The organism is Mycobacterium sp. Dal123C01, assembly GCF_052566995.1.
In genome coordinates this window covers 2,180,955-2,194,331 of sequence record NZ_CP199580.1, presented here as the reverse complement: position 1 = coordinate 2,194,331, position 13,377 = coordinate 2,180,955, and the positions used below count along the sequence as shown (strand labels likewise).

Annotated in this window: 16 protein-coding genes; 4 read left to right on the top strand and 12 right to left on the bottom strand. The window is 63.5% G+C overall.

All coding sequences use genetic code 11. The features are described from left to right. Nucleotides 1-54: 54 nt before the first annotated feature. Together ACTXG5_RS10535 and ACTXG5_RS10530 are read right to left on the bottom strand one after the other, a co-directional pair. Nucleotides 55-1,134 carry a CaiB/BaiF CoA transferase family protein gene (locus ACTXG5_RS10535; RefSeq protein WP_445163598.1) on the bottom strand — a complete coding sequence of 360 codons (1,080 nt, stop codon included), beginning with the start codon at nt 1,132-1,134 and terminating at the stop codon, nt 55-57. Nucleotides 1,135-1,139: 5 nt separating this feature from the next. After that, nucleotides 1,140-1,583, bottom strand: coding sequence for an SRPBCC family protein (locus ACTXG5_RS10530; RefSeq protein WP_445163597.1), 444 nt, complete (start codon nt 1,581-1,583; stop codon nt 1,140-1,142). Between ACTXG5_RS10530 and ACTXG5_RS10525 the strand changes: the two genes are divergently transcribed. Then, on the top strand, nt 1,582-3,363 hold the full coding sequence (locus ACTXG5_RS10525) for an alpha-keto acid decarboxylase family protein (RefSeq protein ID WP_445163596.1): 1,782 nt from the start codon (nt 1,582-1,584) through the stop codon (nt 3,361-3,363). The two genes, ACTXG5_RS10530 and ACTXG5_RS10525, sit on opposite strands and share 2 nt — an antisense overlap. Nucleotides 3,364-3,386: 23 nt before the next feature. On the opposite strand, the gene ACTXG5_RS10520 is transcribed toward ACTXG5_RS10525, so the two are convergent. The 5 genes from ACTXG5_RS10520 to ACTXG5_RS10500 form a co-directional block, all read right to left on the bottom strand. Next, on the bottom strand, nt 3,387-3,572 hold the full coding sequence (locus ACTXG5_RS10520; protein ID WP_445163595.1) for a (2Fe-2S)-binding protein: 186 nt from the start codon (nt 3,570-3,572) through the stop codon (nt 3,387-3,389). Between the two features lie 16 nt (nt 3,573-3,588). Continuing rightward, entirely contained in the window at nt 3,589-4,212 is a 624-nt protein-coding gene (locus ACTXG5_RS10515) for a fatty-acid--CoA ligase (RefSeq protein ID WP_445163594.1), read from the bottom strand. Further along, on the bottom strand, nt 4,209-5,645 hold the full coding sequence (locus tag ACTXG5_RS10510; RefSeq protein ID WP_445163593.1) for a FadD3 family acyl-CoA ligase: 1,437 nt from the start codon (nt 5,643-5,645) through the stop codon (nt 4,209-4,211). Before ACTXG5_RS10510 ends, ACTXG5_RS10515 begins: the two co-directional genes overlap by 4 nt. A gap of 52 nt (nt 5,646-5,697) precedes the next feature. Continuing rightward, entirely contained in the window at nt 5,698-6,888 is a 1,191-nt protein-coding gene (locus ACTXG5_RS10505) for an amidohydrolase family protein (RefSeq protein WP_445163592.1), read from the bottom strand. Nucleotides 6,889-6,957: 69 nt separating this feature from the next. Next, nucleotides 6,958-7,377 (bottom strand): lipoprotein LpqH, encoded by a 420-nt coding sequence (locus tag ACTXG5_RS10500; RefSeq protein ID WP_445163591.1) that lies wholly within the window; start codon nt 7,375-7,377, stop codon nt 6,958-6,960. Nucleotides 7,378-7,485: 108 nt separating this feature from the next. Between ACTXG5_RS10500 and ACTXG5_RS10495 the strand changes: the two genes are divergently transcribed. Further along, nucleotides 7,486-8,232: an enoyl-CoA hydratase/isomerase family protein gene (locus ACTXG5_RS10495; RefSeq protein WP_445163590.1), complete on the top strand. Its 747-nt coding sequence runs from the start codon at nt 7,486-7,488 to the stop codon at nt 8,230-8,232. Between the two features lie 53 nt (nt 8,233-8,285). Further along, the gene (locus ACTXG5_RS10490; protein ID WP_445164358.1) at nt 8,286-8,666 is read left to right on the top strand and encodes a hypothetical protein; all 381 of its coding nucleotides are present in this window, start codon (nt 8,286-8,288) and stop codon (nt 8,664-8,666) included. Here ACTXG5_RS10490 and ACTXG5_RS10485 read toward each other — a convergent pair. After that, nucleotides 8,582-9,295 carry a TetR/AcrR family transcriptional regulator gene (locus ACTXG5_RS10485; protein WP_445163589.1) on the bottom strand — a complete coding sequence of 238 codons (714 nt, stop codon included), beginning with the start codon at nt 9,293-9,295 and terminating at the stop codon, nt 8,582-8,584. The two genes, ACTXG5_RS10490 and ACTXG5_RS10485, sit on opposite strands and share 85 nt — an antisense overlap. Nucleotides 9,296-9,482: 187 nt before the next feature. On the opposite strand from ACTXG5_RS10485, the gene ACTXG5_RS10480 reads away from it, so the two are divergent. Continuing rightward, a complete protein-coding gene (locus ACTXG5_RS10480; protein WP_445163588.1) occupies nt 9,483-10,778 on the top strand; it encodes a cytochrome P450 in 1,296 nt (431 codons plus the stop codon). Between the two features lie 19 nt (nt 10,779-10,797). On the opposite strand, the gene ACTXG5_RS10475 is transcribed toward ACTXG5_RS10480, so the two are convergent. Genes ACTXG5_RS10475 through ACTXG5_RS10460 form a run of 4 tightly spaced genes read right to left on the bottom strand, consistent with a single transcriptional unit; the run spans nt 10,798 to nt 13,264 of the window. Then, entirely contained in the window at nt 10,798-11,088 is a 291-nt protein-coding gene (locus ACTXG5_RS10475) for a cytochrome C oxidase subunit IV family protein (RefSeq protein ID WP_445163587.1), read from the bottom strand. A gap of 3 nt (nt 11,089-11,091) precedes the next feature. Next, entirely contained in the window at nt 11,092-11,622 is a 531-nt protein-coding gene (locus ACTXG5_RS10470) for a cytochrome c oxidase subunit 3 family protein (RefSeq protein ID WP_445164357.1), read from the bottom strand. A gap of 53 nt (nt 11,623-11,675) precedes the next feature. Beyond that, nucleotides 11,676-12,491 (bottom strand): hypothetical protein, encoded by an 816-nt coding sequence (locus tag ACTXG5_RS10465; protein WP_445163586.1) that lies wholly within the window; start codon nt 12,489-12,491, stop codon nt 11,676-11,678. After that, nucleotides 12,488-13,264 carry a hypothetical protein gene (locus ACTXG5_RS10460; RefSeq protein WP_445163585.1) on the bottom strand — a complete coding sequence of 259 codons (777 nt, stop codon included), beginning with the start codon at nt 13,262-13,264 and terminating at the stop codon, nt 12,488-12,490. The genes ACTXG5_RS10465 and ACTXG5_RS10460 overlap by 4 nt, the downstream gene beginning before the upstream one ends. Nucleotides 13,265-13,377: the final 113 nt, after the last annotated feature.

Below are 13,377 nucleotides of genomic sequence, written 5' to 3'. Positions count from 1 at the left end.
CTCAACCTAGCAACACCGCCCGACACACGGAACGTGTTCGGGGTAATTAACTCGCTACCAGTTGATTTCGCTAACCGGCGTGGTGGCGGCCGGGGGTGGCCCGACGGGGCCGGCCGGCGTGCGAGAGAAACGCGGAGCGGGCGCGGCCTGCTCGACGCCGTGGGCGGTGATCACCGTCGAGCGCGCGTTCAGGTGATCGTTGGTGGCGGCCTCGCTCCACGTCAGCACCGGCGTGACGCAGGCGTCGGTGCCGGCGAAAACGTCGGTCCATTCGTCACGCGTCCGGCTGGCGAACCGTTGCGCGAACACGTCGTACATCTGCTGATACGAACCGATCTCGAGCTGATCCGGCACCTGGTCCGGCGACAGGCCCAGCCCCTTGAGCAGCGCCGCGAAGAATTGCGGCTCGATCGCGCCGACGGCCAGGTACTTGCCGTCGGAGGTCTCATAACACCGGTAGAACGGGGCGCCGCCGTCGAGCAGAAAGGATTCGCGTTGGTCGCGCAGGCTGCCAATTCCCTTCATGGTCCACATCATTTGGGCGAGCACACTGACCCCGTCGACCATCGCGGCGTCGACGACCTGCCCCTTGCCCGACCGTTCCCGCTCATAGAGCGCGACGGCGATACCCAGGAGCACCAGCATCGAACCACCGCCGAAATCGGCGACCAGGTTCAGTGGCGGCATCGGGGGCCGGTCGGCATAGCCCAGCGCCGACAACGCGCCGGTCTGCGACAGATAGTTGATGTCGTGACCCGCGGTCGCGGCGAGCGGCCCGTCCTGCCCCCAACCGGTAATGCGGGCAAAGATCAGCCGCGGGTTGACCGCCGCGCAATCGTCGGGTCCGATGCCGAGTCGCTCGCACGTGCCGGGGCGGAAGCAGTCCAGCAGCACATCGGCCTTGGCGGCGAGCTCCAGTAGCGCACCCGGCTGCGTCTTGACGTCCAGGTCGACGATCCGCTTGCCGCGGTGCAACAAGTCGCGGTCTTCGGCCGGCATCATCAGCCCGCCGGGGCGGCGCACCCGCACTACGTCGGCACCCAGATCGGCGAGCACCATCCCCGCGTGCGGCCCCGGCCCGATGCCGCCGAGTTCGATCACCTTGACCCCGGCCAAGGGGCCGCCGCCGGTCATGGCGACTACTTACCCTTCTTCACCTGCAGTACTCGCTTGCGCAAGCCTTCGGTGCCGGTGTCGATCGTGCCTTTGATGGCGCGCTTCAACACGAAGCCCGGTAGCGGGACCACCGGGTCGACGCTGAGCTGGAACTTGACCTTGGTGCGGTCGCCATCGGGTATCAACGTGTAGGACGCATCCTGTGAGCGCTGTTGACCGGAGCTGACCAGCGTCCAGCTCACCTCGTTATCGCCCCAGGTGTAAGCGATCACCTGTTCGTCGGTGATGCCCGCGGCTTTGACTTTCATCTTGACCTTGGTGGGGCGCCCGTCGGCGTTTCGTTCGAGAATTTCAGCGCTCTGGTGTGGCGGCGACCATTCGGTCACCGTATCGAAATCGGCAATGACATCGAGGATTTCTTCCGGGCTGGCTTCGATAACAATTTCACGAGCTTCGTTGATCGCCATGGCCCGCACGATAGCGGTACGGCGTCCGCCCGGGGCGATTTCGACCGAGGGTACCGTCGTCCTCGTGGCTGATATTGCGACTGCGGCGGGGTCCAGCCCCGCCGATTCCGTCTACACCGTCGGTGACTACCTGTTAGACCGCCTCGCGGAGCTTGGCGTCTCGGAGATCTTCGGCGTCCCCGGGGACTACAACCTGGAATTCCTTGACCACATCGTCGCCCATCCGACCATTCGGTGGGTGGGCAGCGCCAACGAGTTGAATGCCGGCTACGCCGCCGATGGGTATGGACGGCTGCGCGGAATGTCAGCTGTGGTAACGACATTCGGAGTGGGCGAACTCTCGGCGACCAATGCGATAGCCGGCAGCTACGCCGAGCATGTGCCCGTCGTGCATATCGTCGGGGGCCCCTCCAAAGACGCCCAGGGAACCCGGCGGGCGTTGCACCACTCCCTCGGAGACGGCGACTTCGAGCACTTCTTCCGCATCAGTCGCGAAATCACCTGTGCTCAAGCCAATCTCATGCCGGCAGCGGCGTGCCGGGAGATCGACCGGGTGCTGTCCGAGGTGCGCGAGCAGAAGCGGCCCGGATACCTACTGCTGTCTACCGATGTGGCCCGCTTCCCCACCGAACCCCCCGGGGCACCGTTGCCCCGCTACACCGGTGGCACTAGCCCGCGCGCGCTGTCAATGTTCGTCGAGGCCGCCACCGAACTCATCGAAGACCACCAATTGACGGTGCTTGCCGACTTGCTGGTCCATCGACTGCAGGTGGTCAAAGAGCTCGAGTCATTACTGGCGGCCGACGTGGTGCCGTACGCCACATTGATGTGGGGAAAGAGTCTGCTCGACGAAAGCTCACCCAACTATCTGGGGATCTATGCCGGTGCGGCCAGCGCGCCCAAGGTGCGTACCGCGATAGAAGACGCGCCCGTTTTGGTCACCGCCGGGGTGGTGTTCACCGACATGGTCAGCGGCTTCTTCAGCCAGCACATCGACTCCGCCCGAACCATCGACGTCGACCAATACCAGAGCAGCGTGGCCGGCGAAGTGTTCGCGCCGCTGGAAATGGGCGCCGCGCTGGACGCACTGACTCAGATCCTGGTGCGGCGCGGGATAAGTTCGCCAGCCGTCGTGTCGCCACACGGCCAAGAGCCCGACACCGGCGCCGAAGCGCCCGGGCGCGATCAGCCCCTGACCCAGCAGATGGTGTGGGACCGGCTGTGCCGGGCCCTCACCCCCGGAAACGTCGTGCTCGCCGATCAGGGCACCTGCTTTTACGGGATGGCCGACCACCGGCTACCGCAGGGCGTCACCTTCATCGGCCAACCCCTCTGGGGTTCAATCGGTTACACATTGCCTGCGGCCGTCGGAGCGGCACTAGCGCAACCTGATCGCAGGACGGTGTTGCTGATCGGCGATGGCGCCGCGCAACTCACGGTGCAGGAGCTCGGCACCTTCTTCCGCGAAGGACTGTCCCCGGTCATCGTGGTGGTCAACAACGACGGCTACACCGTCGAACGGGCGATCCATGGCGAGACGGCGCCCTACAACGACATCGCCAGCTGGAGTTGGACCGACATTCCCCACGCATTGGGAGTGGCCAATAACCTCGCGTTCCGGGCGCAAACCTACGGCGAGCTCGACGACGCGCTCACCGCGGCCGCGGAGCATCAGGACCGCATGGTGTTCGTCGAGGTGGTCTTGCCGCGCCTGGAGATTCCGCCCCTACTGGCCCAACTTGTCCAACCCATGTCGCCGGATGGCAGTAGGCGTCGCTGAGGCGTGCCCTTCACCGAACGGGTCTAGGCCCGGTGTGCCGTTCGATCCGGCTTCGATGATTTGAGCATCGCCTGGACGGTTCGCCGACAGCGGCCACAGTCCGCGCCGGCTCCGCAGGCCTGGGCAACGGCCTTGGTCGACGATGCCCCGGCGTCGACCACCTCGGACACCGTCTGGCTGGTGACTCCGTTACACAGGCACACGAACATCGAGCGGTCGGCTCGCTTAACTCTCGATGCGCATGATGTCGGAGAACTGGCCGACGAACAGCGGCGGGTACGGGCCGACTCCCGCGCCGGACATCCATTGGGCGGCGGAGTCGGGGTGTTCGATCCACTGCCGCGCGCTCTGTTCGTCGGGGAATTCCTGCAGAATCAACACCTCGTGATCGTCGTCGAAAGCCCGGAATATCCACGTCTTTCGGATGCCGGCGGCGGTGAACCGGTCCATCGCCGAGTCGACGCCCGCGGTCAGCGCCGGCACATCCTCGACCGACGCGATGGCGGCCACCACGACCCCGGGCACCGCCGGGGTCGGCGGGGGCGCGGGAATGAATCTGTCGATGATCTCCCCGGCGAAGACCGCGGGGATGTCCTCGACACCCGCCTCGTCGAACCAGTCGAAGAAGACCCGCGATCGCAGTAATTCCACGATCGGCTCACGACTGTGCACGCCGATCATCACCAGGACGCGGCCGTAGTCGTGTGTTGACGTGTAGACCAGAACGTGGTGCGCGCCGATGTCGGAGAGGGCCGCCTTGTTGCGCTCGAGCAGCGGCCACACCCGGGTCGGATCCGGGACGCGATAGTCCGACGCGATCACCATCGAGTGAATATCGCCGTTGATCAACGAAGTTGGTCCTTCATCACTTTGCCCGTCGCGTTGAGTGGGAGTGAATCAAGGAACTGTACCGCGCGCGGCACCTTGAATCCGGCCATGCGGTCGCGGCACCAGCCGATCAACTCGTCGGCGGTGACATCGCCTTTGCGGACCACAAACGCTTTGCCCACCTGGCCGAGTCGCTCGTTGGGAACACCGATCACCGCTGCCTGCGCGATGGCCGGGTGGCTCAGCAGGAAGCCCTCGATCTCTGCCGGGTACGCGTTGAAACCACCGACGATGAACATGTCCTTCTTGCGCCCGACGATGCGCAGCCGTCCGCCCGCGGTGAACTCCCCAAGATCTCCGGTGTGCAGCCAGCCGTCGTCATCGATCGCCTGAGCGGTGGCCGCGGGGTCGTCCAGGTAGCCCTGCATGACGCCGTAGCCGCGGACCAGCACCTCGCCGTCGTCGGCGATGCCCACCTCAACGCCCGCACAGGGAACGCCCGCGGTGGTGGCGACATCCTCGAAGGAATCGCCCGGTAGGGACAGGGTGACATTGCCTGCCTCGGTCAGCCCGTAGCCGGTCATCAGCGTCTGAAACGGCAGTTCGTCATGGATGCGTCGGACCAGCTCGACGGGGATGTCGGCGGCGCCGGTCACGCCGGCCCGCAACGTCGACAGCTTGGACTTGTCCCCCACCGTCAGCAGCGAGTGGTACAGCGTCGGCGGCCCGGGAAGCATTGTGATGCTTTCGCGCGCAACGATTTCCACCACCGCGTCGACGTCGAAGACCGCGACCGGCAGCATCGTCGCGCCACGCAGAAAGGACGTGATGAGTCCTGCCTTCAGGCCGAACGTGTGGAAGTACGGGTTGATCTGCAAGTAACGGTCACCCTCGCGCAGATCGGCGAGCGTCGCCCACTCCTCGTACATCCGCAGCGTTTGACGATGATTCATCATCGCGCCCTTCGGGCGGCCGGTCGTGCCCGAGGTGAAGATGATGTCCGAGATATCGCTGCCGCTCACCGTCCGCTCGAACGGGGAACCGCTGGAAAGGAAGTCGGACTTCAGATCGATGACCGGCGTTCCCGCGGGTGCGGTGTAGTCCTGGCCCAGAAAGCCCTTCTGCACCAGGACGGCTTTCACTCCGCTGCGGGCGATGATGTCGCCCGCCTCTTCGCTCTTGAAGCGCGTGTTGACCGGTACCAGGACACCACCCGCGGTGAGCAACCCGAAGGCCGCGATTATCCACTCGGCCGAATTGGGCGCCCAAACCGCGACCCGGTCACCCTTGTCGATGCCCAGATCCGCGAATGCACCAGCGGCGCAACGGATTTGCTCGACAATCTGTGAAAATGTCAAGCGCAGCGGACCATCGACGATGGCTTCGGCATCGCCGAAACGGTCCGCCGCGCTCAAGACCATCTCGGGGATGGTCTCCCAGGGTTGACTCGTCATATCGCGCTGCTCCTCATCGGGCGTTTCCGCCCTTGATCGTCGCAGCGCGCTGTCACACCGTGACGAGTCGGGACAGGTTGCCGCCCATGATCTTCGCCTGGTCGTCGGCCGACAGGTGCGATAGGGCGTTGACGTAGAAGGTCGGCTCCGCCAGCCCCTCCGGGTGCGGCCAGTCCGAGCCGTACAGCACCCGATCCACACCCACGAGGTTGACCAGATCGTCGATGCCGTCCTCGAAGAACGGGCTGACGTGGATGCGGCTCTTGACCATCTCGACGGGGTCGCTCGGGAAAGCTTCCGGAGCCTTCCGGAAGACCTCGGCCAGGCCGTCGAGCAACGGGGTCATCCACTTCGAACCAGCCTCGACGATGGCCACCTTCAGCTTCGGGTGGCGGTAGAGCGCACCATGAATCACCCACGAGCCCACCGAGTCCTGGATCGGCCGCCACTCGTTGAGGATGCCCATCGCATTGGTCTGGAACGGCAGCATCTCTGCGCTGGCACCGTCCCACTCCGAGGTGTACCGGGAGTAGCCGCTGTCGCTGGAGTGCATGCCGACCAGCAGGTCGTACTCCACGACCCGCTCCCAGAACGGGTCGAACTCGGGCAGCGCGAACGACCGGGGACCACGGAAGCCGGGAACCGGAGCCGGGCGGACCAAGATGCAACGCGCGCCACGCTTGACGACCCACTCCAGCTCCTCGATCGCCTTCTCGACGATCGGCAGGGTGATGACCGGGGTAGTGAAGATGCGGTTCTGGTAGTTGAAGCCCCAGACCTCATCGAGCCACTCGTTCAGCGCATGGACCAGGACGTGGATGGCAACCGGGTCGTCCGACAGCCGCTCCTCGAGCAGGCTGGCCAACGTCGGGAACATCAGGGTGCGGTCCAAGCCCAGCTCATTCATCTTCTCCAGGCGCGGGCCGGGCTCGAAGAACGCCGGGATCGCGCGCATCGGCTCACCGAACAACTCCCGCTTGGTCTTGCCGTCCGGGTTGCCGTACTTGAAGTATTCCTCCCACGCACCCGGCCGGGCGACGACCTCGAAGGTCGGGTTGGGAATGTAGTTGCTGATCTGTCCGCGGATGGCGATCTTGGTGCGACCGTTGACCTGCACGTACTGGACGTGGTTCTTGTACTCCTTGGGCAGGAACTTGGTCAGCGCCTCCGGCGGCTCGTAGAGATGGTTGTCCGCGTCAAAGATCGGAAACGGGACGTCTTCCCGATGCGACAACTGACCCATGGAATCCTCCTTCGCGTTTTGTGAGAATACTATTCTCTTCAGGGGCGAGACCGCAACGTGCCCCAGGGGTCAGCACGTCACGACGATTTTGAATTTGGCGGTCGACGGTTCGCCGGGCTTGTCGGTCTTGTAGCCACTGGCGGTGCCTGTGACGGTGAATTTGTCAGCGCTCATGCTCATATCGGCGTCGCCGTCGCCTCCCCGGGAGTACATGCCGGTGAACCCACCCAGGTTCCGGATGTGTACCGACTGGGCCGACGCCGGTTGCGCTCCCTCGTCGATGACAACCTTGGCTCCGGCGAAGTTGCCGCCGATATCGATGGTCCGAGTCCACTGCAATTGACTGCACTTCACGATGTGGAAATTCGCGTCGTTACCGTTGACGGTCACAGATGCGGTGCTAGAGAGTTGGGTCGGTGGTCGCGGTGTGCACGCCCCAAGCAGGGCGACAGCGACGGCGGCAGTGGCCACCACGATTCGGTTCCGCATCGGATCAGCTCCATCCTCTCTGACGAAAGTTCTTGGGCCTGCAGTGATGTTATTCTCGCGAAAAGAGAATGCATATATCGGGGCCCTTGTCCGAGGAGCGACTAACGCATGCTCGACCTAGAGATCGACGATGGTTTGGCAGTGCTGACCATTAATCGCCCTCACGCACGCAATGCCATCGCGCTCGACACCATGGAGCAGCTGGAAAAGGCGCTCGATGCCGCGGCGGGCGCCAAAGCCCTGGTCATCACGGGTGCCGGTGATCGGGCGTTCGTGTCAGGCGGCGACCTCAAGGAGCTGAGTTCGCTGCGGACCGAAGAGGACGCCGCGGCGATGGCGAAGCGGATGCGGTCGATCTGCGATCAGCTGGCGAACTTCCGCGCTCCGGTCATCGCCGCGCTGAACGGAAGCGCCTTCGGCGGCGGCGCCGAAATCGCTGTTGCCGCCGACATCCGGTTGGCCGCCGACGACATCAAGATTGCGTTCAATCAGGTGGAGCTGGAGATCATGCCGGCCTGGGGAGGTGCCGAGCGATTGGCGGCCCTGGTCGGACAGGGCAGGGCGCTGTTGTTGGCGGGCACCGGAACCGCCGTCGATGCCGTCGAAGCCCAGCGAATGGGCCTGGTCGATCTGGTGTTGCCTCGGTCATCGTTCAACGAGGGTTGGCGATCGATCGCGACGAAACTCGCTCGCCACCCGGCAATCGACATAAAGCGCGTAATTCGCGGTGTTTCTGCTGATGAAGCGATAGCATCCTTTGCGCGGCTATGGGTTGCGGACGCACACTGGCAAGCCGCCGAACGGGTGATGAACCGCACCGCCAAGCCGCGGCCAGCCGCCGGAGGAGCGACATGAGTACCAGCGTGAAGAGACCACTGGCAATCGGATCGGCGATGACCGTGGCAGGGCTGTTGGTGGGCGCCGGTTTGGCTGTGAGCACTCCACTGGCCCATGCCGACCCGGTCATGCATCACGTCAAGTACGCGGTCACCGCGGAGAATCCGATCTACACCGACATCTATTACCTGGACCACCAGCCGGCAAAATTCGCCGATTACAGCCACAACCCGTACTCATTCACACCACACGTCGATGTCGATCTCGGCCCGGGCAAGCCGTGGACCTTCGATCTCGACATGACGGACCCGGACGACTACGCGATGGTCGTGGCGAGCACGGGCACGGAGCCCGGCAACCCGGGGCTTCACTGCGTTCTGGCGGTGGACGGAGTTGTCGTCGTATCCAAGGATGGCCTCAAAGGCGTGCTTTGCTCGCTGCGGAACTGGTGAACCACCCAGGTCTCCGGTACCCCCGCAAAAGGCTGCGGCTCGCCTTCCAGGCGACGCAGATAATTTTCGACTAATTCCACGGTTTCGGCGTGACCGTCGGAAATGCCGACCGCCTGCTCGAGCACCAGAAATCTGGACAGGCTGGACATGAGCACGCTAACCACCACCGGCGGCATCTCTTCTCTGGCCACGCCATACTTCTGCAGCGCGGTCGTTACCGCTTGCCGTTGCTCCTCGCGGAATCGTTGCGCGTAGTAAGCGATTTCGGCCCGCATCTCCTTGCGGTGATTGGCCAGCGCCATGAATTCCATGGAAATACGCGTGAATGCGGGATCGGTGCCGAATCGCCACACCGCCCACAGCGGCTGCGGCGACTGCATCAACTGCGCGTGCACCTCGAGCGCTTCCTCACCGCGGCGTCGGAAGACCTGCAGGAACAGCTCCTCCATGGTGCGGAAGTAATAGTGCACCAGCTGGGGCTTCAGCCCCGCCTTGTTGGCCAGCCGACGTGACGTGACGGCGGCGTAGCCCTCTTCGATCATCAATTGTTCGGCCGCGTCGAGCAGCAGGCCACGGTTCTTGGCGTCCGGCGCCCCGATCCTGCGGGCCGACCCGGAACTAGAGGTCATGCCGCTACTCCATCCTGGCCGTACTCGCCTGCCGACCACGGGAATGGTAGCGCGGCATCGCGTTGTGACCTTGACCACGACATTACCGCCGTGCTAAGCAGGTGCTCAGCAGATTTTCGAAATCGCGCGGCCATAACGCATGCCGCCGAACATCACCGGTAAACCCAGCCCAGGGAGACGCAACCCGATGAGCAACTACGACTCGATCGACTTCTTCACCGACCAGTCGCTGGTTCCAGATCCCCACCCCTACTTCGACTACCTGCGCAGCCAGAGCCCGGTGCTGCGCCTGCCGCATTACGGGGTCGTCGCCGTCACCGGTTACGCAGAAGCCACCGAGATCTACAAGGACCCGGAAACCTTCTCCAACATCGTCGCGCTCGGCGGCCCGTTCCCGCCGTTGCCGTTCGCGCCCGAGGGCGTCGACATCAGTGCCCAGATCGACCAGCACCGAAGTTCCTTTCCGATGAACGAGCACATGGTCACCATGGATCCGCCGGACCACACAAAGGCCCGGTCGGTGCTGAGCAAGCTGCTGACACCAAGCCGGCTGAAGCACAACGAGGAATTCATGTGGCGCCTCGCCGACCGCCAACTCGACGAATTCCTCAGCACCGGGGAGTGCGAGTTCATCGCCGAATATTCCAAGCCATTCGCCACCCTGGTGATCGCCGACCTACTCGGCGTTCCCGAGGAGGATCACAAGGAGTTCCGCTCCGTCTTGGGAGCCGACCGTCCCGGCGCCCGGGTCGGGGCACTTGACCACGAATCGGTCGGCACCAACCCATTGGAGTGGCTCGACGACAAATTCTGTTCCTACATCGAGGATCGCCGCAGCAATCCGCGCGAGGACGTGCTGACCGCGCTCGCGACAGCGAAATATCCAGACGAATCCACACCTGAGGTCATCGAAATCTCCCGCTCGGCAACGTTCCTTTTCGCCGCCGGACAGGAGACCACGGCCAAGCTGCTCAGCGCCGCACTCCAAGTGATTGGCGACCGGCCCGATATACAACAGCAGCTGCGCGACGACCGCAGCCTGATCCCCGGGTTTATCGAGGAATCGCTGCGTATGGACAGTCCCGTCAAGAGCGACTGCCGGTTGGCCCGTAGGGCCACCAGCATTGGTGGTGTCGACATCGCCCCAGGCACCGTCGTGATGGTGCTGCCGGGTGCCGCCAATCGCGATCCGCGCCGGTTCGAGAACCCGCATGAGTTCGACATCCGCCGCAAGAATGTGCGCGAGCACATGGCCTTTGCCCGCGGGGTCCACTCCTGCCCGGGCGGACCGCTGGCCCGGGTGGAGGGCCGCGTCTCGATCGAACGCATCCTCGATCGGATGCCGCACATCGAAATCAACGAAACCCACCACGGGCCGGCCGCCGAGCGCCGGTACAACTACGAGCCGACGTACATCTTGCGCGGCTTGAGCCAACTGCACCTCAACTTCACGACCGCCGATTCGGTTGCACCGGTCGGCTGAGGCTTTTCGTTCGCACGCCTTAGCGGAGCTGCATACCGATGAAGTAGCAGCCAAGCAAGGCGGCGCCGATTATCACCACCCACGCGTCGGTGAGTCGGCACAGCAGGACAGGGGCGTTTCGCACTTCCATGAACTCGCGAAAAATGATGCGCACCTTGACAAGCGCGATCACGATGACGCTCGACGTGAGGACGGCACTGGACCTCAGCGATCCGGCCTGATCCTTGCTGGAGTGGTCGATCCACAGGTAAGCCAGCGTCAACAGGGCCAGGACTAACCAGACCACCAGCAATCTCTTGTTGAATTTCACTGTTCACCTCACCACGTAGAGCAGCGCGAAGATGAGCACCCACAAGAAATCGACTGTGTGCCAATATGTTGCGCAGGTTTCGACGAGTTCCTGAGAGTCAGCGGATCGTGGTTTCGCTCCTCGTAGTTGGTAGACGATGACGCCAAGGACGACGAAGCCAACAAGCAGGTGGACGAAGTGAATTCCGGTGAGAAAGAAGTAGTACGTGAAGAAGTCGTTGCTGTCCACGCTATTTCCGTTGTGAACCAACCGGGCCCACTCAAACACCTTCACAAATAGGAACATTGCGGCCAGTGCGGCCGTGAGGAAGACATCCCGGAGCGCCGCTTGGTAGGCGCCGGCGCGCGACGACTGAACGCACCGTGCCACCGACCAGGAGCTCAACAACAACACCAAGGTATTGAAGACTCCGACGCGCAGGTCCAGCTGCGCCTGAGCGTGTAGGAAAAGTTCGGGACTTCGGGCGCGGAAAAATAGGTAGAAGCCGAAATAAGCTGTGAACACCAAGGTCTCGAACAACACGAATGCCCACATGTCGGGCTGGCCAGGAACAAACCTGGCGCGGTTGGTCTTGTCGACGAGGTCGGTCACTGCGCAACCGCCTTCTTCCGCGGCATGTCCGGCAGTGGACCGGTGCCGAAGTCTTCGCGGCGGATCATCCTAAACAGCATGACGATGAAGGTGACTTGGTAGACGCCGAACACCACCATGTCCAGCCACCAAGCGATCTCGCCGTCCCAGGCGAACACGCCACGCCGGAAGATCCAGCACGGCGACACGACAACCTCGGTCAGCGCGTTGCACAGGTTGAGATAGCCGAACCACTTGGGGAACACCCGATTTTTGTCGAGCAGGATCGCGACCATCCAGATCAGCGAACCAATCAGGAACACGCCCATGGTCCCGTCGAAGGACAAGAAGGCGAAGTCGTAGAGCCAACCGATCGCCTCGGGGTCTCGGTCGGGCCGCAGCGTCCCGACGATCAGCGCGATGCACAGCAGCAGCATTCCGGGAACTGCGCTGAGCGAGTAGATGATCAGATATGAATACCCGAACGCGCGGCTGACCGACATTCGTCGCATCGAGTACGCGATCAGGGCATTGTTGATCGCGATCATGCCGCTGATGGCGAAAATGATGCCGAAGCCAACGGGTATCCCGAGGTGGCGTTCGGAGAACCAATGCGCCTGCGTTGCGAGACTCCAGGTGGGCTCCGGAGGGGGCTGGACTTGCGCCACGATGAAGAACATCGGGAAGAAGAAGTTGTAGAAGACCAGCATCACCGCCCAAGCCAGCCACAGCTCGCGCTTGGGGCCGCGCAGCAGGTGCCAGGCGATCCGCTGCGGCAGTGACCCCGGCGGTTGCGCAGCCGGGGTCACGGGCGGCGTGATTACCGCGCTCATGCTTCGACCAATTCTTCACCGCGCCGCGGGTTCTCGGCGCGCTCACGGTAAATCGCCTGGCCAAGAACAACTCCCATCACGACGATCCAGACCGCAATCGCAACGTTCTTCACCCAGAACGACAGCAGGCCGTCCCACGCCAGCGGGCCGGTCAATGACACGCCGACGAAGGAAGCGGGCACCAACGCGGCCGCCACCAAAAGATTGAAGTGAGCCACCCAACGGGGGAATACCGGATGCGACTGATCGTCGAAATAGATTGCCAGGGCCAGGATTACGCTTTGCCCGATCAAAAACGGGACCACGATGGTGAAGGTGATCCAGCCGAGGTCGTTGAGCAGCTGAGTCAGCTCCGGGCTCCGCTCCGGACGAAATGCGGCCAGCAGCCAGCAGACGTTGGCGACGAGAAACAGAGTCGGACCGCCGGCCACGCAACCCAGCATCGCGTAGGAGAAGATCGGCGTCCGATGTGCCATCCTGCGGATCTGCAGCACGATCAGGGCCAGAATCGGGACGAGGCACACGCCGAACCAGTTGAACACGATCATGCTGAACCGGATCTCCGGCAGGTGGGCCGGATCACGATAGAACGCGGCGACCTGCTCCGCCGGCATCGTGGGGGACATCGGTGGATTGAAGCCCGGAAATAGGAAAAAGCTGGCGATCCAGAGGATCAGTGCCACGGGCAACGTCCAGAGCAGAATGAGCTCGCCGTCGGGGCGCCGCAGCGCGGCGGGCGAATCTTCTACCTGGTTTTCGCCGATGTCGGACATCGTGGCTCCTTCGCTGCGATGGCGTGGCTATCCACGGCTAGGGAGCGAAACTAGCCGAACGGCTACCCGAAGGTCAATAGCCGTTCGGCTACGCTCTGGTGGTGGTTTCCCCG